This window comes from Rhodococcus sp. 27YEA15 (genome assembly GCF_049739425.1).
Taxonomy (GTDB): domain Bacteria; phylum Actinomycetota; class Actinomycetes; order Mycobacteriales; family Mycobacteriaceae; genus Rhodococcus_F.
This window is the reverse complement of record NZ_JBMHHW010000001.1, coordinates 840,777-863,909: the sequence shown is the minus strand read 5'-3', so window position 1 is coordinate 863,909 and position 23,133 is coordinate 840,777. Positions and strand designations below refer to the sequence as shown.

The 23,133-nt window shown below is 63.0% G+C and carries 19 protein-coding genes and 1 tRNA gene; 9 read left to right on the top strand and 11 right to left on the bottom strand.

Annotation, left to right across the window (positions count from 1 at the left end; genetic code table 11):
- Positions 1-20 precede the first annotated feature (20 nt).
- The 6 genes from ABH922_RS04050 to ABH922_RS04025 are packed head-to-tail and all read left to right on the top strand — an operon-like array spanning position 21 to position 5,693.
- The gene (locus ABH922_RS04050) at positions 21-1,445 is read left to right on the top strand and encodes a glycosyltransferase family 4 protein (protein ID WP_424805701.1); all 1,425 of its coding nucleotides are present in this window, start codon (positions 21-23) and stop codon (positions 1,443-1,445) included.
- Complete coding sequence (gene gmd / locus ABH922_RS04045) at positions 1,442-2,479, top strand: GDP-mannose 4,6-dehydratase (protein WP_424805700.1); 1,038 nt, start codon at positions 1,442-1,444, stop codon at positions 2,477-2,479. Before ABH922_RS04050 ends, gmd begins: the two co-directional genes overlap by 4 nt.
- Positions 2,476-3,456: a GDP-L-fucose synthase family protein gene (locus ABH922_RS04040; protein ID WP_424805699.1), complete on the top strand. Its 981-nt coding sequence runs from the start codon at positions 2,476-2,478 to the stop codon at positions 3,454-3,456. Before gmd ends, ABH922_RS04040 begins: the two co-directional genes overlap by 4 nt.
- Positions 3,453-3,992 carry a DapH/DapD/GlmU-related protein gene (locus ABH922_RS04035; protein ID WP_424805698.1) on the top strand — a complete coding sequence of 180 codons (540 nt, stop codon included), beginning with the start codon at positions 3,453-3,455 and terminating at the stop codon, positions 3,990-3,992. Before ABH922_RS04040 ends, ABH922_RS04035 begins: the two co-directional genes overlap by 4 nt.
- The gene (locus tag ABH922_RS04030) at positions 3,989-5,104 is read left to right on the top strand and encodes a glycosyltransferase (RefSeq protein WP_424805697.1); all 1,116 of its coding nucleotides are present in this window, start codon (positions 3,989-3,991) and stop codon (positions 5,102-5,104) included. The genes ABH922_RS04035 and ABH922_RS04030 overlap by 4 nt, the downstream gene beginning before the upstream one ends.
- 34 nt (positions 5,105-5,138) lie before the next feature.
- Complete coding sequence (locus tag ABH922_RS04025) at positions 5,139-5,693, top strand: YdcF family protein (protein ID WP_424805696.1); 555 nt, start codon at positions 5,139-5,141, stop codon at positions 5,691-5,693.
- 99 nt (positions 5,694-5,792) lie between these two features.
- Here the strand turns inward: ABH922_RS04025 and ABH922_RS04020 are convergent, their stop codons facing one another.
- The 11 genes from ABH922_RS04020 to ABH922_RS03970 form a co-directional block, all read right to left on the bottom strand.
- Positions 5,793-7,274, bottom strand: coding sequence for a sugar transferase (locus ABH922_RS04020; RefSeq protein ID WP_424805695.1), 1,482 nt, complete (start codon positions 7,272-7,274; stop codon positions 5,793-5,795).
- A gap of 346 nt (positions 7,275-7,620) precedes the next feature.
- On the bottom strand, positions 7,621-8,424 hold the full coding sequence (locus tag ABH922_RS04015; RefSeq protein ID WP_424805694.1) for a MazG family protein: 804 nt from the start codon (positions 8,422-8,424) through the stop codon (positions 7,621-7,623).
- A 7-nt stretch (positions 8,425-8,431) separates the two neighbouring features.
- Positions 8,432-12,058: a transcription-repair coupling factor gene (gene mfd, locus ABH922_RS04010; protein WP_424805693.1), complete on the bottom strand. Its 3,627-nt coding sequence runs from the start codon at positions 12,056-12,058 to the stop codon at positions 8,432-8,434.
- Between the two features lie 108 nt (positions 12,059-12,166).
- Positions 12,167-14,653: a glycosyl hydrolase 2 galactose-binding domain-containing protein gene (locus tag ABH922_RS04005; RefSeq protein ID WP_424805692.1), complete on the bottom strand. Its 2,487-nt coding sequence runs from the start codon at positions 14,651-14,653 to the stop codon at positions 12,167-12,169.
- A 2-nt stretch (positions 14,654-14,655) separates the two neighbouring features.
- Positions 14,656-15,642, bottom strand: a complete 987-nt coding sequence (locus ABH922_RS04000; RefSeq protein WP_424805691.1) for a DUF1839 family protein — start codon at positions 15,640-15,642, stop codon at positions 14,656-14,658.
- Positions 15,642-16,598: an amino acid--[acyl-carrier-protein] ligase gene (locus tag ABH922_RS03995; RefSeq protein ID WP_424805690.1), complete on the bottom strand. Its 957-nt coding sequence runs from the start codon at positions 16,596-16,598 to the stop codon at positions 15,642-15,644. Before ABH922_RS03995 ends, ABH922_RS04000 begins: the two co-directional genes overlap by 1 nt.
- Positions 16,599-16,608: 10 nt before the next feature.
- The gene (locus tag ABH922_RS03990) at positions 16,609-17,799 is read right to left on the bottom strand and encodes an acyl-CoA dehydrogenase family protein (RefSeq protein WP_424805689.1); all 1,191 of its coding nucleotides are present in this window, start codon (positions 17,797-17,799) and stop codon (positions 16,609-16,611) included.
- Positions 17,796-18,038 (bottom strand): acyl carrier protein, encoded by a 243-nt coding sequence (locus ABH922_RS03985; protein ID WP_424805688.1) that lies wholly within the window; start codon positions 18,036-18,038, stop codon positions 17,796-17,798. The genes ABH922_RS03990 and ABH922_RS03985 overlap by 4 nt, the downstream gene beginning before the upstream one ends.
- On the bottom strand, positions 18,031-18,477 hold the full coding sequence (locus ABH922_RS03980; protein WP_424805687.1) for a holo-ACP synthase: 447 nt from the start codon (positions 18,475-18,477) through the stop codon (positions 18,031-18,033). The genes ABH922_RS03985 and ABH922_RS03980 overlap by 8 nt, the downstream gene beginning before the upstream one ends.
- 357 nt (positions 18,478-18,834) lie before the next feature.
- The gene (locus ABH922_RS03975; RefSeq protein WP_424805686.1) at positions 18,835-19,476 is read right to left on the bottom strand and encodes a ScbR family autoregulator-binding transcription factor; all 642 of its coding nucleotides are present in this window, start codon (positions 19,474-19,476) and stop codon (positions 18,835-18,837) included.
- A gap of 188 nt (positions 19,477-19,664) precedes the next feature.
- Entirely contained in the window at positions 19,665-20,255 is a 591-nt protein-coding gene (locus ABH922_RS03970) for a TetR family transcriptional regulator (protein ID WP_424809559.1), read from the bottom strand.
- A gap of 269 nt (positions 20,256-20,524) precedes the next feature.
- Here ABH922_RS03970 and ABH922_RS03965 point away from each other — a divergent pair.
- From ABH922_RS03965 to ABH922_RS03955, 3 genes are all read left to right on the top strand, one after another.
- A tRNA-Gln gene (locus ABH922_RS03965) sits at positions 20,525-20,595 on the top strand.
- A 65-nt stretch (positions 20,596-20,660) separates the two neighbouring features.
- Positions 20,661-22,139, top strand: coding sequence for a bifunctional UDP-N-acetylglucosamine diphosphorylase/glucosamine-1-phosphate N-acetyltransferase GlmU (gene glmU / locus ABH922_RS03960; protein ID WP_424805685.1), 1,479 nt, complete (start codon positions 20,661-20,663; stop codon positions 22,137-22,139).
- Positions 22,136-23,116: a ribose-phosphate diphosphokinase gene (locus tag ABH922_RS03955; RefSeq protein ID WP_424805684.1), complete on the top strand. Its 981-nt coding sequence runs from the start codon at positions 22,136-22,138 to the stop codon at positions 23,114-23,116. The genes glmU and ABH922_RS03955 overlap by 4 nt, the downstream gene beginning before the upstream one ends.
- Positions 23,117-23,133: the final 17 nt, after the last annotated feature.

Genomic DNA, 23,133 nt, shown 5'->3' with positions numbered 1-23,133 from the left:
ATGTGAAACAAACTTCATGCATGTTTTCTCTGAGCTTTTCAAACTGGAGGTTCGTCATCAGCACGCAGGCCGCCCGGGGGTTGAGCCGCCGAAACGACGAAGCCGCAAGCAATGAGCTACCAGCCGATCTCTCGACCGGCACACTCAACATCACAATGCTCGGCATCAACTACGCGCCGGAGACGACGGGGATCGCCCCGTACATGACGGATCTGGCCGAGTCGCTCAGCGAACGGGGGCACCGCGTCCACGTCGTGACCGGATATCCGCACTATCCAGCGTGGGAAATCGATTCGTCCTTCGAGGGACGCTCCATCGACGAAGTGATCAACGGTGTGCACGTACACCGCCGTCGGCACTTCGTACCGAGTCCGCCCAACGCGCTCGGTCGAGTGAAGATGGAGCTCAGTTACGGACTCCGCGCGGCCAGATCCGGGTGGAACTCCCCGGACGTGATCGTCTGTACCAGTCCCGCGTTGCTCGCCACCGCGATGGCCATCGGCCGAGCGAAGCTGACGCGCCATCGACCAGCCATCGGGGTGTGGGTACACGATCTGTACGGGCAAGGTGTGGTGGAGACCGGGGCGATGACCGGACGCGGGGCACGCGCAACGGCCAAACTGGAAGCTACCGTCGTCAAATCCGCCGACGGCGTCGCGGTGGTTCACGACAGGTTCGTCGACCACGTCGTCGAACAGTTCGGTGTGCCGCGGGATCAGGTGACCGTTGTGCGGAACTGGACGCACGTAGCGCCGATCGCAGTGGACGACCTGGCTGCGGCACGACTTCGGTTCGGCTGGGCGCCGGGTGAGACGGTAGTTCTGCACACCGGAAACATGGGTGTCAAGCAGGGGCTCGAGAACGTCGTGGACGCCGCGCGACTCGCCGATCAGCGTGAGCTGCCGGTCAGATTCGTTCTGGTCGGCGACGGTAACCAGCGCCCCACCTTGGAGGCCGCATCGGTGGGGGTGAGCCGAATCGACTTCGTCCGCCCGTTGGACGACGAGAACTTCCGAACCGCGATGGCTGCCGCCGACGTACTCCTCGTCAACGAGGCGCCCGGAATCGTCGGCATGGCGGTACCGAGCAAACTCACATCGTATTTCAGCAGCGGAACCCCCATCGTCGCCGCAACCGACGTGGAATCCACGACCGCCGACGAGATTCGAGCTTCCGGAGCCGGCGTCGTCACTCCGAACGGTGATCCGGCCGGACTGCTGGACACCGTCCTCGCGTTGGCAGCCGATGCGGACAGATCGGCACAGCTCGGCGCTGCAGGTGTCCGGTACTGCGCAACGTCGGTGGGTAAGACCGCATCGATCGACAAGTGCGAAAAGTGGATTCACGAGTTGGTTTCTCGCCACTCCGGAACGCTGGAACCGGCAGACGATTCTCACCCGGATCACCCGATGACGAACACAGACAAGGCAGCTGACGCTCGATGACCAAACGCGCACTCATCACCGGGATCACCGGACAAGACGGTTCCTACCTAGCCGAACTGTTGCTGTCCAAAGGGTACGAAGTACACGGATTGATCAGGCGTGCTTCGACATTCAACACCTCCCGGATCGATCACCTGTATCAAGATCCGCACGAGGAGAACGCCAGACTGTTCCTGCACTACGGCGATCTCTCCGACGGCGCACGGCTGGTCACCTTGCTGTCGAAGATCGCGCCGCACGAGGTGTACAACCTTGCAGCACAGTCCCACGTACGCGTCAGCTTCGACGAGCCCGAACACACCGGAAACACCACGGGCATCGGTTCGACTCGGCTGTTGGAGGCAGTCCGGATGACCGGACTGCAGTGCCGGTTCTACCAGGCGTCGAGCTCGGAGATGTTCGGCGCGAGCCCGCCGCCGCAGAACGAGGACACTCCGTTCTACCCCCGCAGCCCCTACGGCGCAGCCAAGGTCTACTCCTACTGGATCACCAAGAACTACCGCGAGGCCTACGGCATTCACGCCGTGAACGGGATCCTCTTCAACCACGAATCTCCGCGCCGTGGAGAAACTTTCGTCACCAGGAAGATCACCCGGGCCGTTGCCCGCATCCAAGCCGGTATCGAGGATTCGCTGTATCTGGGCAATCTCGACGCAGTCCGGGACTGGGGTTACGCACCCGAATACGTCGAGGGTATGTGGCGGATGCTTCAGGTAGACGAACCGGACGACTACGTCCTGGCGACCGGCGGAAACTTCACCGTCAAGGATTTTGTGGTGGCCTCGTTCGAACACGCTGGGCTCGATTGGCAGAAATACGTCAAATTCGATCCCCGGTATCTTCGCCCGACCGAAGTGGACGCTCTTGTCGGCGACGCAGGCAAAGCCGAGAAGAAGCTGGGGTGGAAGGCCACCGTGCACACACCCGAACTTGCTCGGATCATGATGGACGCCGACATCGCCGCTCTGACCCACGCGGGAACGCCGTGGATCGACTCCCCGAATCTCCCCGATTGGAAAATCTCGGTCGCATGAATACGCCCACTTCGATTGCACCCCTGGATCGCAACGCTCCGACCTACATCGCCGGACACAAGGGACTCGTGGGTTCCGCTGTCTGGCGCAAATTCGAACGCAGTGATTTCACCGATCTGATCGGCCGGACGTCTGCAGAGCTCGACCTACGCGACCGGGCGGCCGTCTTCGCGTTCTTCGCGGCCAACCGGCCGGCGTGCGTTGTCCTGGCAGCGGCCAAGGTCGGCGGCATCGTCGCCAACAACACCTACCCGGTCGACTTCATCTCGGACAACCTGCAGATCCAGACCAATGTGCTCGACGCGGCGTTGGAACATGGGGTGCGGCGGCTGCTGTTCCTCGGATCGTCGTGCATCTACCCCCGGCTGGCTCCGCAGCCGATCACCGAAGACCAGTTGTTGAACGGACACCTGGAACCGACCAACGACGCCTACGCCATTGCGAAGATCGCCGGGATCATCCACGTGCAGTCGGTTCGTAGACAGTACGGGCTTCCGTGGATCTCGGCGATGCCCACCAGCTTGTACGGGCCGGGGGACAACTTCACCGAGAACGTCTCGCACGTACTCCCCGCCATGATCCGACGCCTCGACCAAGCCAAGCGCGACGGACTCGAATCGGTGACCAACTGGGGATCCGGCAGTCCTCGTCGAGAATTCATGCACGTCGACGATCTCGCCGACGCACTTCTGCACTTACTCGACACCTTCGACGGTTCCGGGCACGTCAATGTCGGCACCGGACGCGACGAAACGATCAAGGATTTGGCGGACATCGTCGCCGAAGCGGTCGGCTACGAGGGCCGAATGGAGTGGGACACGAACAAGCCCGACGGCGCACCGCGGAAGCTGCTCGACATCTCCACACTCGCCGCGACCGGCTGGCGGCCCACGATCTCGACCAAGGAAGGTATCGAGTCGACGGTGGCCTGGTATCGCGAACACGTCCAGGACGCCTCCGCCCCGGTGCGCCTGTGAGTACCCGAATACGTGATCTGGCCGGGTTCACCGGCGCCGGATACGACAAGGGACGTGGTCCGCTCGTTCAGATCGCGTGGCTGATCGTCTCTGGATCGGTACTGTCACAGTGGTGGTGCCCCAACGGAGTTCGCGTGGCCGTGCTTCGACGCTTCGGCGCCGACATCGGCGACGGTGCGCTGGTGCGGCACCGCGTTCGTATCCACTGGCCGTGGAAACTGAAGATCGGCGCGCATTCGTGGATCGGGGAGGGAACGTGGATTCTGAATCTCGAGCCCGTGACGATCGGCTCGAATACTGCCATCTCCCAGGACGTACTGCTGTGTACGGGCAGTCATGATCATCGAAGCCCCACCTTCGAATTCGACAATGCTCCCATCGTGATCGGTGACCGCGCCTGGATCGCTGCGCGTGCCACAATTCTGCGGGGTGTACGCGTCGGAGACGACGCGATCGTCGGCGCAACCGCTCTCGTCACCAAGGACGTTGCAGGCGGGACCACCGTACTGGCGCCGCGGGCGAGTGTCGGTCGATGAAGATCTTGCAGGTGGTCACCCTGTTCTCGCCGGACGCCGCGTACGGAGGGCCGATCCGAGTGGCACTCAATCAGTCTCGAGCGCTACAGGACAGCGGACACGAGGTCACGATCGCAGCAGGCATGCGCGGATACGACGTCACCCCCACCAGTGAGCAGGGTATCGCTCTCAAACTGTTTCCGGCCCGAACACTGATTCCCAAGATCGGTTATGCGGGCATCGGCGCGCCTGCCATGCTCCGGTGGCTCCGCACGCACCTTCGCGATTTCGACGTGGTTCACATTCACCTCGCCCGTGACCTGGTCACTCTTCCGGTGGCAAAACTCGCTCTGGCCCAGGGTGTTCCCGTGCTGGCGCAAACCCACGGAATGATCGACGAGACCGACAAGCTGTTGGCAAAGCCGCTGGACGCCGCGCTCACGGTGCCGGTGCTCAAACGAGCCCGTACGGTGTTCTATCTCACCGAACGGGAACGAGCCGATCTTCTCGCCGTCGTCGGCAGCAACGACGTGAACCTGGTCGAGTTGAACAACGGAATTCCCGACGTGGATCATCCGGCACCGCAGCCGAGTACCGGGCGTCCCGAGGTGCTCTATCTGGCTCGCCTGCAAGCACGTAAACGTCCTCAGGTCTTCGTCGCAGCCGCTCGGGCGATACTGGACAGCGGAATCGAAGCCTCGTTCTCCATCGTCGGACCCGACGAAGGCGAGGCCGCCGCTGTCAACCAGATGATCGAGAGCTCCGGGCATCACGACGCTATTCGCTACGAGGGTCCGTTGCCGTTCGACAAATCGGCTGCACGCTTTCAGCGAGCATCGGTGTACGTCTTGCCTTCCGTCGACGAACCGTTTCCGATGTCGGTGCTCGAAGCAATGGCAGCAGGCCTGCCTGTGGTGGTCACCGATACCTGCGGGCTGGCTCCGCTCATCCGCGAGGGCCGTTGCGGTCTGGTGATCGACGACGCCGTCGAGTCGCTGACGGCGGCTGTGACGTCGCTGTTGGAAGATCCGTCGGGCGCGGCAGACATGGGCGCCCGCGCCCGCGAAGTCGTTCGTGAACGTCTCGGCATGTCCTCTGTTCGCAGAGTGCTCGAAACCCAATACGCCCGGTGATCGGGTTCCCGCCTCCGGCGTACAGGACACGGCTGTGAAACCCACTTCCAAGAAGACCCGGCGACGGACGCTACTCCTCGCAGGACCCGCTGCCCTCGTTGTGGCCGCCACCGCTGCCGGTTGGCCCGTCTACGTCAATCCCGTCATCGACGTACCCGAAAAAGCCGACGCGATCATCGTTCTCGGCGGAGATCACGACGGTCGCGAAGAGTACGGGCTTTCCCTTGCGGAGCAGGGCTACGCTCCACAGATCATCTTCTCGAACCCCTACCGCAGCACTGACGCGAAGATGAATGCGATCTGCGGAGGAACGTACGATTTCGAGCTGAGCTGCTTCAAACCTGATCCGTCCACCACTCGCGGTGAAGGGCAGGAGATCCGGCGCCGCGCGCAAGCTCAGGGTTGGACACGGATCATCGTGGTCACCTTCGTGCCTCACGTCTCGCGGAGTCGGTACATCATCAGTCGGTGCTGGGACGGTGAGATCGACGTGGTCGCCGATCGGAAACCTCTACCGGTTTGGGTGTGGGCGGCCAACTACGTCTGGCAGACAGCGGGCTACGTCCGCGCTCAGTTCCAGCAGTGCTGACAGCAGTCTGGGTGGGTACTTCTGCACCGGAACGATGTTCGCCGGGTTGGATGCGCCGTTTCGATGCGGTCCGGGTGCAATCGCACCCGGACCGTCAGGTCAGTAGGCTCCGTCGCTACGCACTACTGCGGAAGCAGTTCTGGCGATGATCGTGATGTTCTGTGACACCGACCAGTTCTCGACGTACGACGAGTCGAGACGAACCGAGTCTTCCCACGACAGATCACTTCGGCCACTGACCTGCCACAGTCCGGTGATTCCGGGCTTGACGAACAGCCGTCGAGATACTTCGTCGTCGTACATCTCGACCTCGCGGCGCAGTGGGGGGCGGGGCCCGACGATGCTCATCTCGCCGCGCAGCACGTTGAAGAACTGGGGAAGCTCGTCGATGCTGAATCGACGTAGGATCTTGCCGATCGGCGTGATCCGAGGATCCTCCCGCATCTTGAACAGAACTCCACCGGCTCCTTCGTTGTCACCCATGAGGTCGGCGACCTGCTGGTCGGCACCGTCGACCATGGTCCGGAACTTGTACATCGGGAACGGCTTGCCGCCACGACCAATTCGTTCGGCCTTGTAGAACACCGAGCCTTTGGAGGTCGCCTTGACCGCCACCGCTGCCACCACCATGACCGGCGAGACCAGCACCAGCATCAGTAGCGCGAAGAACATGTCGAACACGGCAGGGGCCCAGCGGTTTGCACCCTCGTAGCGGGGTCGAGCAATGTGAATCAACGGCAGTCCGGCTACCGGCCGGAACATCAGCCGAGCCTTGGACACGTCCGCCACCACCGGTGAGATCACCATGTCGACGCCCTCGGCCTCGAGGTCCCACATGAGCTTGCGGATACCGACCTGGCCGAGATCTTCCGTGCCGGTGACGATCACCGTGTCTGCATTACTGAGGCGCATTGCCTCGACGACCTCGAACTCGTTACCCAGAACGGGAACGTGCGTGCCGTCCACGACGATTTGATCTTCGACGGAGGTGGCCCGACGAGGGATGCAGGCGCCGACGACGTGGTAGCCCGCGGTGGACTCTCGGACGAATGAACGAGTTGTGGCCACCACCGACGCGTGTCCGCCCACCAACAGCACGGAGTTACGGCACTTACCCGATGCTCGTTTGTTGCGCATGTCACGTCGCCAGAGGTACCTGGCCAACAGCAGCGCTCCGATGCCGAGCGGCAAGGCGATCATGATGTAGCTTCTGGCAATCCCGATGCCGACGACGATTCCCGCGAGGGCACCGAGCCCGAAGACCTGACCGGTGGCGAGGACGACGCGTTCGTACTCGTCCACACCTTCTCCCAGCATGGACTTGTGACGGCTGCGTGCACGGGCGAGAGCAATCATCCACAAACTCGCGAGGGCGACCGATGCCAGCACCTTCCACGGAGTGAGCCATCCGATCGGGTTCGGCCACATACTGCCCACCTGGGCCAGCGCAATGACTACGACGACGATGATCGAGTCGGTTGCAGCAATTCGCCGGTGATACACCTGGCGCCAGTCGCTACGAATATCCGCCGAGTCCAGCAACGCCTGCGACTGAATCCCCATATCGGCTCGAACAGTCATGGCCATCAGTCTTTCTGTCATCGAATCCGTTAGCTGGATCGAAACCGGTGTGATGGAAATCGCTGATTGTTAACCAACACCGTGGCCCGAATTCAGCGACTCCCCGCGGTTCGCCCTATCCGATCGATCACGATATCGAAACTAACATCCCTGTACTTCGATGTAAAACCGCCGGTGAACGGGCCAATTTTACGTCGAGAGGACTTCTTGTTGCTCAATCCGAACACAAACATACCTTAGGTTTGTTTTTTGTGCACTTGTTTGACGTCGGAGTGTCGATGGTTGCCGATCAGTTACCGGACAATTAGTGCGTCTCGGGCGGTTGATGCACGGTCGGCTCCAAGGCTCAGCTACCCGATTCGTACGATCTGATCCGATCGATCAGGACATCGAGTCGAGCCGCGAGTGCAGCATCAGCGCGGCAACATTCTTCGATTGCCGCACCGAGATCTGCCGCCTCGACAATTTTGGCGAGTTCCGGCCGACTCGCCCGGACCCGCACCTTCTCGGCGAGCAGCAACGGCGGCTGAGACCGCGCAATACCGTCCATCGCCGACGCTCGGGCCTTCTCGATGGATTTCAGACGCTCCCACGCGCGTTCCTGCTCGGCGATGTCCACTACCCCGGAACTCTTCAGATGCGGGCTTCGGTGCACCAATTTCTCGATCAGGGCTTCGGCTACCGCATCCACGTCGAATCCGCCGATCCCCTGCGAAATACGAGCGTGGAACAGTACCTGCAAAAGCAGGTCACCAAGCTCCTCGCGAAGTTCGACCGTGTCCTGGCTGCGTATCGCATCGAGGACCTCGTAGGTTTCCTCCACCAGATAGGCCGACAAACTCTCGTGGGTCTGACGGGCTTCCCAGCCACCGCGACGGAACAACCGGTCCATGATCGAGACCGCCTCCACCAGACGATCACCCTGGACCGGCGCCGCGCGGATCACTCTCTCTCGGCCGACCGGAGGACAATCGCCGTCCATCGCTACCAGAACATCGGACCCGGGCACGATCCGCGGCAGGCATCGACGAACCTCCTCGGGCACGTCCGAGCTCACCTCCACCGGCCCGGCCAGGTACGGCAGCGCCTCGGCCGGAAAGACCAGTGGACGCAGCGGGTCGAGAAGTACGACGACTGACGGATCGCTCAACTGCTCCTCACGCCTCCATCACGACCGCACCGGCGGCGCGACCGTCGAGGGCGAGGATGAAGTCAGCTACGTACTGGAGGAGTTCGACGTCGCGAACGCGATCGGAACCGACCCCACCGGTTCGGGGCAACGGCAACTGCACCATCCCGGTCGTCGCCCGATACTGCGCACTCGGATAGATCCGCTTGAGCCGCAACTGTTTGGAATCCGGCAGCGGCATCGGGGCGATCTTGAGTTGCGTCCCGGTGAGTGTGATCTCCTCGAGGTGGTACTCCCGAGCCAGCAGTCGCAACTTCGCGACCGAGATCAACCGTCGGACCTCCTCTGGCAGCGGTCCGTAGCGATCGACCAACTCCTCCGCCACCGCGGCGATCTCGTCGGCGTTCGTGGCTGCCGCCAGCTTCCGGTAGCCCTCGAGACGGAGCCGGTCACTGGTGACGTAGTCCGGCGGGATATGTGCGTCGACCGGCAGATCGATGCGCACTTCCTTGATCGTTTCGTCCGCAGTGATCGGCGTACCGTCGGCGGCGGCCCGGAACGCTTCGACAGCCTCGCCGACCAGCCGCACGTACAGATCGAATCCGACGCCCGCGACGTGCCCGGACTGCTCGGCCCCGAGTACGTTGCCTGCACCTCGAATCTCGAGATCCTTCATCGCCACGGCCATTCCGGCACCGAGGTCGGAGTTCTGCGAGATGGTCGCGAGGCGGTCGTAGGCGGTTTCCGTCAGCGGCTTCTCCGGCGGATACAGGAAGTAGGCGTATCCGCGTTCACGACTTCGGCCCACGCGGCCACGTAGCTGGTGCAACTGCGAGAGCCCGAGGGAATCCGCGCGTTCGACGATCAGCGTGTTCGCGTTGGAGATGTCCAGGCCGGTTTCGATGATGGTGGTACAGACCAACACGTCGAAATCGCGCTCCCAGAATCCTTGCACGGTCTTTTCGAGGGTGTCCTCGTTCATCTGTCCGTGCGCCACGACCACCCGCGCTTCGGGGACCAGATCACGAATCCGTTTGGCTGCCTTGTCGATCGAGCTGACGCGATTGTGCACGTAGAAGACCTGGCCGTCACGCAGAAGCTCACGCCGGATGGCCGCCGCCACTTGTTTGTCCGCATATGCACCGACGTACGTCAGGATCGGGTGCCGCTCCTCGGGCGGAGTGAGTATGGTCGACATCTCACGGATGCCGGCCATACTCATCTCGAGAGTACGAGGAATGGGCGTCGCCGACATGGTCAGCACGTCGACGTGAGTACGCAGGGCCTTGATGTGTTCCTTGTGTTCGACGCCGAACCGCTGTTCCTCGTCGACGATCACCAGGCCCAGATCTTTCCACCGGATCCCGGTCTGGAGGAGTCGGTGGGTACCGACGACGATGTCGATCTCGCCCTCCGCCATGCCGGTGACGATTTCCTTGGAGTCCTTGGCGTCGGTGAACCGCGAGAGTCCACGCACTTTCACCGGGAACGACGCCATCCGCTCGGTGAATGTCTGTAGATGCTGCTGGGCCAGCAGCGTCGTGGGTACGAGCACGGCCACCTGCTTGCCGTCCTGCACTGCCTTGAACGCCGCGCGGACCGCGATCTCCGTCTTTCCGTATCCCACGTCACCGATGACGACACGGTCCATCGGTACCGCCTTCTCCATGTCGCCTTTGACCTCGCTGATCACCGTCAGCTGGTCGACGGTCTCGGTGAACGCGAATGCGTCCTCGAGTTCCTTCTGCCACGGAGTGTCCGGGCCGAACGCGTGTCCCGGTGCGGCCTGCCGCGCCGCGTACAGTTGCACCAATTCGCCGGCAATTTCGCGAACAGCCTTGCGCGCCTTGCGTTTGGTATTGGTCCAGTCCGAGCCACCGAGCTTGCTCAATGCCGGCAGTTCACCACCGACGTAGCGCGAGAGCTGGTCGAGTGATTCCATCGGAACGAACAGACGATCACCGGGGTGGCCACGCTTGCTTGCCGCATACTCGATGACGAGATATTCGCGGCGGGCGCCGCCGATGGTACGTTCCACCATTTCCACGAACCGGCCGATACCGTGCTGATCGTGTACGACCATGTCCCCCGCCGACAGCGCCAACGGATCGACCTGGTTGCGCCGCTTGGCGGGCAACCGCTTCCCGTCACCGACCGTCGCGACACGATTGCCGGTCAGATCGGCTTCGGTGACCACGACCAGGCCCGGCGTGGAACTGTCCCCTGCCAACACGAGCCCGTCGTGCAGTGATCCGCGGATGACCGACACCTGCCCGCGCGCAGGGACACCGGTCGGGTCGAGCTGAACCGCCGGAACCTCGGCCTCGCCGAGTCGATCGACCACCCGACCCGCGGTGCCGGCACCCGCTACCACCACTGCCGCGCGGCCACCGGTGCTCACGTGCGCTCGAAGGCTGACGAACAGCTCGGCCATCAGGTCCTCGGAGCCACGGATCTGCGGTGCCACCGAGATCGGAAGTTCGAGTTCCGCACCGCTGCCGGACGCCAGCGGACTGATCGTCCACCACGGTCGCCCGGCCGCCTCGGCGGATTCGCGAACCTGCCGCAGAGATCGGTACGCGGAAGCCCCGAGATCGACGCCCCCACCGTTGAGTATGGAAGTGTCCAGCGGTACGGCACCGCCGATCGACGCCGCGGTCCACGAAGCTTCGAGGAACTCCTGGCCCGTGCGAACCAGATCGGTGGCGCGAGTCCGGACCTTCTCCGGATCACAGATCACGACATGCGTCTCGTCCGGCAGGACGTCGGACAGCAGCTGCAGGTCACCCGGTTCGAGAACCGGAAGGAGCGCTTCCATTCCCTCGACCGGGATGCCGGCGGAAATCTTGTCCAACATCTCCACCAGCGAAGCATCCGCCTGGTTCTCGGTGGCGAGCGTAGCCGCACGATCTCGCACGGCCTCGGTCAACAGAAGTTCGCGACACGGCGGCGCGATGACGGCGGCGACCTCCAGTTCGGGAAGCGAACGCTGATCGGCCACCGAAAAGTACCGAAGCTCGGAGACCTCGTCGCCCCAGAACTCGATACGAACCGGATGATCGGCGGTGGGCGAGAAAAGATCGAGGATCCCGCCGCGCACCGCGAACTCGCCACGCTTTCCGACCATGTCCACCCGCGAGTACGCCATCTCCACCAGGCGGACCAACACCGAGTCGAAATCGATCTCGGTACCCACGCGCAAGGTGATCGGCTCTATCTCCCCGAGCCCTGGCGCCATCGGCTGCACGAGAGATCGCACCGTGGTGACCACGATCCGCAGCGCCACGCCGTACGACGGATCATCGGGTCGGGCCAGCCGCCGAAGCACCTCGACGCGGCGGCCGACGGTATCGGCGCTGGGCGAAAGTCGTTCGTGGGGCAGAGTCTCCCAGGACGGGAACTGGGCTACCGATCCGCCGAGCATTTCCGTCAGTTCCGACGTCAGATCGTCGGCCTCACGGCCGGTGGCCGTCACCAACAACACCGGTGCACGGGCGGCGATTGCCGCCGCGACAAACGGTCGAGCGGCCTTGGGTGCGACGATGTCGACGGCGGCAGAACCGAGAGCCTCGACGACGGGAGCGAATGCCGCGTCCGCGAGAGCCACCTCGGCGAGTCCCGAGAGCGCAGTCTGGGTAGAGGACGATGCAGTCAACGAGGGCGCTCCTGAGCGGTCATGACGAATTGCGATACACAATCCGAGCGGCACGTCTGAACATAGGCGAACGCCCGCCCGCTCGATTCTATCCGCCGGAAATTCCGGCTACGAAGGTTGGGGCGTGACGGCGGCGCTGGCCTGGGAGTTGAGGGCACGCACTCGACCGACCACGGTCTTCGCGGGGGCGATCGGTGTCAGTCGGATACTTCGGCGCCCACCCGGTGCGAGATGGAACCACGAATCCTCCGGCTCGAATCCCTGCAATTCCAACACCACATATTGCGCGGCGCCGTCGGTCGCCACGTCGATCACCCACCCGTCGGCACCCAGGTTCCGGGCAGTGGCCGTCAGACCCACTGATCGCTCCAAGGGCCTCGCTGCGGTTCCGAGCAGGTGGACTACCTCGTCGAGCACGTCACCGCCCTCGTCCGCGAGTGTCACGGTGACCGTGTCGTACGTCTGTCCCCCGAACCGGAAGACGTGCGTCAGGTCCGTGAATCGACCGACCACGTCGTCGACCGACCAGCTCGCGTGTCCGTGAGCGTCGAGCCGCACCGGGGTGAACGCGTCGATCGGAACGACGCCGAGTCGATTGTGGGCGCGCACCCGGATTTCGCCGAGTACCGGTTCGGCGGTCTCGTTGAACGCGTCGAGCCGCAAGCCGTCCATTCCGTCGTCGGTGACCAGCACTGAAATCGGTCGAGAATTTCTGCGCAGCACGTACCACGGAGCTTTCGGTGTCCCCTGCCAGTCGAGGACGCCCCAGCCCGGACCGGCCTCGAGATCGCGCAGAGCGAGTACCAGCGCACCGTCACAGCCCGAATCCGATCGGCGCCAGTAGGCGAGGGTGGCGGCGAACGCCTCGCACACCGCCGCACGTCCGAGATCGAGATACCGTTCGGGATCCGACCAGCGCACTTCTCTGGGATCCACGCCGAAGATTGCCTGCACGTAGTGGTCACGGACGTCTTCGAAGTCCCAGGTCGACCCGTGGTCACGGGGAACTGCAGCCTTCCAGTCGGGATGATGCCCGACCACGTTGAGGGAACCGAACTCCCGCTCGATCACCGAATTCGACGGCGGGACGGCGAACGCCAGCGACTCGGTCGCGAACCGGACGCGTGCGCTTCGCACATCCGTGAGCGGGCGTCGGTACCCGCCCACCCCGAAATAGTGCGCCACACCGGTTCCGACATGGGTGGCGAGCATCGTACTGTTCGGTGGCGCCGACGGTGACGAGCTCACGTAGGCGACGTGCGGGGCCAGTTCCTCGGTCAGCGCCGGAAGTAGCTCGTGCACGGTCGCGATCTGCTGGTTCGCCAGCCCGAGCATCGTGGGTTGCTGCTCGGTTTCGCTACCTCCGCAATAGACGACCAGTGCCGGATTTCCGGCTGTGGCACGCAGAAAGGCGGTTGTCTCGGCGGCGACCAACCTGCGGAATTCGTCGGTGTCCGGCGGGTCCAGCGTTGCCAGGATCGCGTCCTGCCACACCAGAATTCCCAGGCGCGCACACTCTTCCCAGAAATGCCCGCTCTCGTACACCATGGTTCCGGGCACGCGGATCATGTTGAGTCCGGCTTCACGCACGCGCTCGAGGACGCGCGTCGTTTCGTGGTCACCTTGAAAGGACGTCGGATCCACCGGAACCCACACCGCTCCGCGACAGTAGATCGGAACCCCGTTGACGGAGAGACGAAACCCGTCACCGGATCGGTCGACATCGAGAACTCGCACACCCACAGATCCGAGATCCGTTGCGTTTCCGTCCACCTCGACCGACACCTGATACAGATTCGCCGCACCGTGCGTGTGCGGCCACCACAACCTGACGTCGGGCACCTGCACCACGCCGACACCCTCGAACAGCCCGTCGTCGAGTTCACGAACATCGAGCGCCACTTCGTGTTCACCGACGCGCGCGAGAACCTGCCCCGCCGACGACGGTCGACCGCTCAGCCGAGCGATAACGGTCACCAGGGCTTTCGAGCCGTCCAGCACTGCCCGCGTTTCACCGGAGACCACCGCGGTGGATTCGAGATCGAGGAGTTCGATGCCGCGCCACGGCCCGATCGGCGGGTGCACGCCGGAGAACACCGGTGCACGTCCCAACACCGTAGTTCTGATCCATCGCAGACCCTGTTCACGCACCAGCGAACTGCGCCAGCGTCCGCGTGGCCGACGCGCTTTCAATTGCGCTGCCACGGAACGGAAATGCAGGGCCACCGTGGTGTCGCCGCCTTCGACGGACACCCGTGCCTGTCCTGGAAGGAACATCGAGGACGAGGACACCAACAGAGCACCGTTCACCCACACGTCGGCAAGCACTGCCAGTCCTTCGAAGATCAACAGCAACGACCGAGGCCCGTCGACGTCGACGGTGGCGACGAACCACCAATCCGAGCTGTCGACGGCATCAGGATTCGACGTGAGTCTCTCCCCGGCGTCGAGAAGCGCTCCGGCGACAGTTCCCGGCACGGTGGCGGGGCGCCACCCGGTGGCGTCGCGGAGATCTGCCGGGTCGGTGACCGTCCCTGGCGTCGTCGACAGCAGACGCCAGTCGGCGTCGACGAGGAGGTTCGGCAAAGTGCCCACTACTAGACCAGTCGCAGATGTCGCTGCGACTCGATCCCGATGATCTCCGAAACCACGTCCATGGACTCTTCCCACGAGCGCGCCATCTCGTCGAGTTGTTCGCGCGGATTCACCGACCGCCCGCGCGCCGCGCGTGCCATCTGGAACTGAACGCTCTTCGCTCCGGCGGCCACCGCACGGAATCCGGCTGCCGCACCGGCAGTTCCGGGGAATCCTGCCGTGTCGAGGTATTCACTGGCATCCGCTGCCAGTTCAGCGGTTGCTCCGCATTGGCGAAGCAATCCGAAGGACCACAGATGGAACGCACCCATTCCGGCACTCCGCACCCATTCGAGGTCTTCGATCACCCGATGCCCCAGATCACGGACGGGGTTACCCGGCGCGCGCACTGCGATGTTCCGTCTGGCCACCTCGGCGACGTTTCCCACGTTGATCGCCGGGGTCGGCGCCAGCCGAATCTGCTCTACGTACGGCACGAACTGCGGGAGTGATGCTCGATCCAGATCGAAGACTCCCGCAAAATCGTCGCCACGCAACAGGTGATACCCACTGTTGTGGAAGTACTCCAGTTCGCGCGCGCCGCGATCGACGCGATTGGGCACGATGGTCGTCTTGGAACGGGTTTCGTGGTAGCCCGCCCCGAGGGTGTCGGGTAACCAGAATCCGTCGACCTCCACCGTCGAGAGCATGCCCACTTCGAGGTTGTCTTCGACGTGCACCAGCGGTGCCCGCCAGACATTCATCTCGGCGACGTCGATCCCGTACAACGCGAAGATGTCCTCGGCCTTGTACTTCAAGAACGTCCACTGCTTACCGTCGAACCGTGAGGCGAACGCACATACCAATCCTGGTACGGGATCGAGATCGAGCGAATGAAGGACTTCGATCCACAAATCCATGTAGCAGTTGGTCTGCGCCCACACGCGATCGTCCCGGTGCAACGCATGGGGCTGGTAGCCGTCCGGCGTGACGTCGATCAGGCGCGACATCACAAGCCCATTCGTTCGCGAACCCGCAACGGCCACCGTGTGACGTCCAAACCGTGAGTCCGAAGCATCGCCAAAGCAATTCGCTCCATGCCGAATCCGACGCACGAACTGTGGGCAACCTCGCCCTGAGCGGTTTCGATGTCGAAGGTCCGACCGAAATGGTCGAGATGATTGTTGGAGGACACTATCGCCGTACCCTCGTCGAGGTCACCGTACAACCGCACGGTCAACTCGGTTTTCAGGTTCTCCTCCCGCTGATTTGCGGCCAGCAGCTTCCCGGCGCGGCCGAAGAACGGATCGTTGGCAATCACCGGTGTCGCGTCGAGTTCGAGTTCGCCGAGGACGCCCAGTCCCCGTTCGATCCAGGATGCGCGATGTGTCCGAGCCGCGGCCGCGTCGCCGATGGAGACGAATTCGTGCATCCGGAATGCTTGCATTCGGGCGGGATCGAGAGCGGGTTCGTGGCGAAAGCAGAACCCGTAGATGTCGAGAAGCACTCCCGCGTCGGGAAGCACACCGGTGTACAGCGAATATGCCGGATGGCATGCCGCAGGAACCATCACCGTCTCGGTGGGCTCGAGGTAACTGTCCCACGGCAGGCCGTCGGCACGATCGGCCAACAGCCGGGCATGCTCTCGATTCGTTCCGGTGAAGGTGTTGACGGCTCCGGTCAGATTGGGAAACGAAGCGATGTAGTCGGTGCGCTCGAAACTGCTCCGCGGAAAGACCGGGGGAAAACGAAGTCTGGTCGCCGCGGTACCCGGGCCTGCGGCAACGACGACACGATCGATACCGTCCACGATGTCCTCGAAGGCACCGCTGCGGCCGTACAAGCCGGATACCCCGCTGTCCACCAACAGTCCGGCTTCGAGTAGATCACGTTGAAACGCAGCCCTGGACAGATCGAGCGGTGACACGTCTTTGCCACTCGCGTCGGCGACGGACTCGGATGTCATATCGTCCCTGTCATATCGTCCCTCGGTATCCGATCGCGAGATTGGCCGAGCCGGCCATGACTCGGTCGTTGTTGACCATCACTGCCGCACCATGAGCATCGCGCAGATGCCGTCCCAGCGAGTATTCGCTGTCCTGGCGGTAGCCGGAGATTCCGCAGATCAACATGGCCTGACCCACTATGTCGACCACCGATCTCGACGCCGTCACCTTCAGGTTGTTCATCGCGAGCGAGAACCCGACTCCAGCGGAGGCCTCGAAGTCGGAAGATCGTTCGTTCTCGGCGGCGGCGCGATCGTAGCGGCGGGCCGACGCCTCGACCAGATCGGCGAATTGTTGTGCATCTGCGGCGACTTCGGCAAGTCGGAGCGCGCCCGGAGTGGATACTCCCGGCTGCTTACGCGCAGCAGTTCGCACGTATTTCCGGGCCTTCGCCAATGCCGCGTCGGCGATCCCGAGCCAGACCGAACTCCACACGACATGCGAAACGGGGAGCATGGTGTGGGTGGAGATGTCGTCGTACGGGGTGTGCGCCACCATGTCGGGCGTGGACGTAGCGCGCAATATGTATCCCAGGCTGCAAGTTCCCCGCAGCCCCAACGTATCCCAGTCGGTAGTGCGTTCGAGCGTCAGGTCCGATGATCGACAGACGACCAGCACCTGATCGTTTGGTTGACTCTCCGGTGTCCGTCGGGCCGTCACGACTATCGCATCGGCGTATTCCCCGTACGAGATGACCGGAGCGTTCTTGATGAGAAGCAGGTGACCACCGAGATCGTCTACCGCGCAATAGCTTCGGCTCACATCGCCACCGATTCCCAGCTCGGTGGTGGCGGACGCGAGAAGCAACTGCCGATCGGCGGTCTCCTCGACGAACGAGCGTAGCGCGTCGGTGTTGCCGTGCCGGATCAACGAGTAGATCTGAGTCTGATGCATCGCGAAGATCATTCCCGTTGCGGCACAGCGCATACCGAGAGCCCGGGCTATCTCGGAGACCTCGGCGAGCGAGAGACCCTCACCCCCCAGTTCTTTCGGTACCGCTACCGACAGCAATCGCTCCCCCTGCAAGGCTTGGACGGATTCACCGGGAAAACGTGCCTTGACATCGACGTCGTCGGCCCACACTGCGGCGACCTCGTCGGCTATCCGTACCGCCCTCTCCAGCGGAGATCCGGTGGAGACCGGCGAATGCGACGCACTCACGCAGCACCGAGTTCCGCCAGGGCGGATTGAATGGATGTGACGCTGGCGAACGTGCTCTTACGAAGCAGCTGGTCGGGGAATTCGATGTCGAACGAGTCTTCCAGGGCGAGCATGACGTTGACGCTGGCATGAGACGTCAGCCCGAGCTCGTACAGATCGGCGTCGACGTCGAGAGTTCCGACGTCCACCGCGAGCCGACCGTGCTCCTCGAGTACCTTCCGAATTGCCTGATCAGTCATCTGCGATGTCGTCCTTCTTGTCTGTGCGCGAGCCCGAACGAGTCGCGATCACCATGGCGATCGCGACATCCGCTTCGTGCGAGATGGATACTTGAAAATCTTGCAGGTCCTGAGCCCGCGCCAGCTCCGCGGCCGCGCCGGACAGAATCACTCCACAGCCGCCCCAGAGCTCGCGGCGTATCTCGATCGAATTCCACGGAATTGCGACGTCGTCGGGCCGGAGAACCTTGACCACCGCCTCTTTGGCCGCGAACCGCGCGGCCAACCGCTGGTCTCGGGATGGCCCGGCACACGTCTGGAGCTCGTGGGATGTGAACGTTCTTTCGAGATACCGCTGACCGAACAGGTCGATACTGCGACTGACGTCCACGACATTGACGACATCGCATCCGATCCGGGGTACGAGGTCCGGCATCGAAGTCTTCACCGCTTCACCCATCACCACTCCCCTTCGTCCCCGCACACGCCGGGCAGCCCCCTACGCTGTCCGGTGCGCCGGTTCCGTCACCGCTCTACCGCCTGAGTGCTCGCCTAGCAATTGCCCAGCTACCACTAGAACATACCGTAGTACGACAGTGGACAGCAAGAGCGGACTTTTCGACGCGCAACACCACTGTAAACATACTATAGGTATGTTTCAAACGCGCGTTAAAACCGGATATACCAACCAAAGGGATGCTAAAGCTCCGGGTAACTCTTCATCTGCGCGAGCGTGAGCCGACCATTACGGTTGCGGTGCGCTTCGGCAGCGGCTCAGCTGCCGTTCAACGCCCGTTCAGTGCTCGCTGGGTGCCGTTCAGTGCTCGCTGGCGAGCCGCCGGTCCGCGAACTGCCGGAAATACTCGACCTTCGAATCGGGCACGACAACCGGCAGAATCAGATTCCACGACGACTTCATGGACTCCGACAGTTCACGAACGGTCTTGGTACCCGCCGCCAACAATCGAACGCCGGCAGCCACTTGCAGCAAGAGCCTGGCGATGTCGGCCGAGTCGACGCCGGATCGGAGATCGCCTTCCTCGGCGGCCCGACTGGCCAATTCACGGTAGATGTCGAACCAGACGTCCAGGGTCGCCGGACCCGAACCCTTGTAGTCGCCGATCTCCACCAGCAGCCTGAAGGTCGCTCGAACCAGATCGTCGTGCGCTCCGACATCGACTATCACGGACGAAATCCCGATCAACGCCTCGAGCGCCGGTGTGCGGCGGTCCAACCACAGTTCGCATTTCACGTCGAACCGCGCGGACCCTTCGTCGATCACCGCCCTGGCCAACTCTTCCTTCGAACCGAAATGGAAGTAGAGTGCGCCCTTCGTCACTTGCGACTCGGCAATGATCTCGCTCAGGCTGGCGTTGGCATACCCTAAGCGCAAAAACACCCCTGCGGCGCCGCGCAGCACCGAATCCCGGGTGGCTTCCGCCCGTTCCTGCCTCACCATCGATCCGGTCTCCCATCACACACATCGAGCGGGTGGTCACCCGCCCCCGGTCACAGCGTTGACATGCAAGGCTCGGATCTGGCACCCGACCCTTACGACAAACATGTATATATTTGCCCATCAAACGATAGTGATACAGCCTGCACAGCTTAGACCGCGCATGACCACTACGTGGCAAACGCGCTGGGTCAACCCTCCAACTGGGGGTCCGCCTCGAGATTCGTCAGTCCGTTCCAGCACAGATTGACCAGGTGCGCAGCCACCACTTCCTTGGACGGCGACCGCTCGTCGAGCCACCAGGTCGCTGTGGTCGAGACCATACCGACGAGAGCCTGGGCGTACATCGTCGCCAGATCAGGATCGAAGCCACGGCGGGAAAAATCCCCGGCCAGCAGGTAGCCGACCTGACTGATCGCGTCGTTGAGCAGGCTCGAGTAGGTACCGCTCGGTGCCACCACCGACGAATCCCGAACCAGAATGCGAAATCCGTCCGTGTGCTCTTCGACATAGGTGAGCAGCGCCAGCGCAACTCGCTCGAGCCGAACTCGCGAGCGATTCTGTGCCAGAGACGAGGTGATCATCTCCAGGAGTCGTGACATCTCGCGATCGACGACCACGGCATACAAGCCCTCCTTGCCGCCGAAGTGCTCGTACACCACAGGCTTGGAGACCGCGGCCCGCTGCGCGATCTCCTCGATGGAGGTCGCTTCGTAACCACGTTCGGCGAACAAGGCCCGACCGATCTCGATCAACTGCTGCCGACGCTGAGTTCCGGTCATTCGAATACGGGGGGCTCGTCCTGCGGCGGACTCACCGTCGGTCGGACCTGCCGTCGTTGCCATGACTCTTCCTCACTCTCACACCGGTGGGCGAATATGCGGGTTTTCCTGCGACGATCCCCCATCGGGCGTCCGATCCCAGCACTGCGTCCGCAGTCAGCCTATCGGGGTCGCCGACCCTCGATCGGAGTAGCGGTTCGACCTACGGCGGGTCGGCATGCGATTATTCTCTCGCGCGTACCGCACTTGATCCGGCGGGGGCGTGGCAATCCGCCGTGGTGTAATGGCAGCACCTCTGATTTTGGTTCAGATAGTTCAGGTTCGAGTCCTGGCGGCGGAGCTTGTGAACAGCATGGGATTCCAGTCGAGTTACATGCGTTGATCGACAAGAGGGAGCTCAAACCAGTGCAAACCGCCGTGATCGTTCTCGCAGCGGGTGCCGGTACTCGGATGAAGTCGAAGACTCCCAAAGTTCTGCACACCCTCGCCGGTCGCACCATGCTCGGACACTCCCTTCATGCCGCAGCCGCCCTGAACCCTTCCCATCTGGTGGTAGTGGTGGGCCACGACCGTGAACGAGTCACCGAGGCCGTCGTGGCCGTGGGGGAAGAACTCGGACGGTCCATCACGATCACCGTGCAGGCAGAACAGAAAGGCACCGGACATGCTGTCGGTTGCGGCCTCGAGGGGCTGCCCGACGATTTCGACGGCACCGTCCTGGTCACCGCAGCCGACGTCCCGCTCCTCGACGGCGACACGATCGCCGACCTGCTCGGTCGGCACACCGCCGAACCTGCGGCCGCCGTGACCGTTCTGACCTCGACCGCCACCGACCCGACCGGATACGGGCGCATCCTGCGCACCACGGACGGTGAGGTGAACGCGATAGTCGAGGAGAAGGAAGCAACCGAGTCCCAACGGTCGATCACCGAGGTCAACTCGGGCGTGTATGCCTTCGACCACACGAATCTGCGTTCTGCCCTCGCTTCTCTCGACACCAACAACGCACAGCACGAGTTCTATCTCACCGACGTGATCAAGATCGCCCGACGGGCCGGTAAGCGAGTGCGTGCCCAACACATAGCCGATTCGTACCTCGTCGCCGGCGCCAACGACCGCGTACAGCTGTCGAACCTCGCCCGCGAGAAGAACCGACGGATCCTCGAAGCGTGGATGCGTGCCGGCGTCACGATCGTCGACCCGTCCAACACCTGGATCGATTGCGGGGTGACCCTCGAACAGGACGTCACATTGCTACCCGGCGTGCATCTGACCGGCACCACGAGTGTCGGCGAGGATGCCGTGATCGGGCCCGACACCACGTTGACCGACGTCACCGTCGGCCCCCGCGCCACCGTCGTCCGTTCCCATGCCAGTGAGTCGCTCATCGGCGCCGATGCCACTGTGGGGCCGTTCGCGTACCTCCGACCCGGCACCCGGTTGGGTGAGCACGGCAAACTCGGTGCGTACGTGGAGACCAAGAACGCCGACATCGGTGCGCATTCGAAGGTCCCGCACCTGACCTACGTCGGGGACGCGACCATCGGACATCACAGCAACATCGGTGCGTCCAGCGTTTTCGTCAATTACGACGGCGTGAAGAAGACCCGTACTGTGGTGGGGTCGCACGTACGAACCGGCTCGGACACGATGTTCATCGCGCCGGTCCGGGTCGGGGACGGCGCCTACACCGGCGCCGGAACCGTCCTTCGTGTCGACGTACCGCCCGGGGCGCTGGCCGTCTCCGCCGGCCCACAGCGCAACATCGAGGGCTGGGTTGCCAAGAACCGTCCGGGAACACCCGCTGCTGCCGCGGCCGAACCGGACAGTAATGATCACCACCAGATCGATCAGCAAGTACAAAAGGATGGCATGAACCAGTGACGGCGAATTGGATCGACAACCACAAGAACTTGATGTTGTTCTCGGGTCGCGCGCATCCCGAGTTGGCTGAGCAGGTGGCCAAGGAACTCGACATCCGGGTCACTCCCCAGACTGCACGCGATTTCGCGAACGGTGAGATCTTCGTTCGCTTCGAGGAGTCGGTTCGCGGATCGGACGCGTTCGTTCTGCAGAGCCATCCGGCACCGCTGAACACGTGGGTCATGGAGCAGCTCATCATGATCGACGCTCTCAAGCGTGGATCTGCCAAGCGCATCACCGCCGTTCTGCCCTTCTACCCGTACGCGCGCCAGGACAAGAAGCACCGCGGCCGCGAGCCGATCTCGGCTCGCCTGATCGCGGACCTGCTCAAGACCGCAGGTGCCGATCGCATCATCACCGTCGACCTGCACACCGATCAGATCCAGGGTTTCTTCGACGGTCCCGTCGATCACATGCACGCGCACAGTCAGCTGGCCGACCATATCCGGGCGGGCTACAACCTCGAGAACATCACCGTGGTCTCCCCCGATTCGGGCCGCGTCCGGGTTGCCGAGAAGTGGGCGGATTCACTCGGTGGCGCCCCGTTGGCCTTCATTCACAAGACCCGAGATCCATTGGTACCCAACCAGGTCAAATCGAACCGCGTAGTCGGTGACGTCGAGGGTCGTACCTGCATACTGATCGACGACATGATCGACACCGGTGGAACCATTGCCGGCGCGGTCAAGGTTCTCAAGGAGGCCGGTGCCGGTGACGTCGTCATCGCCGCCACGCACGGCGTGCTCTCCGATCCCGCCGCCGAACGCCTGTCGACCTGCGGGGCGAAGGAGGTCGTGGTCACCAACACGCTTCCGATCGACGAGTCGAAGAAGTTCCCGACCCTGACGGTGCTCTCCATCGCACCGTTGTTGGCTCGGACCATCAAGGAAGTTTTCGAGAACGGTTCTGTGACTTCGCTGTTCAACGGCAGCGCCTAGTTCCGACCGCCGAAGGG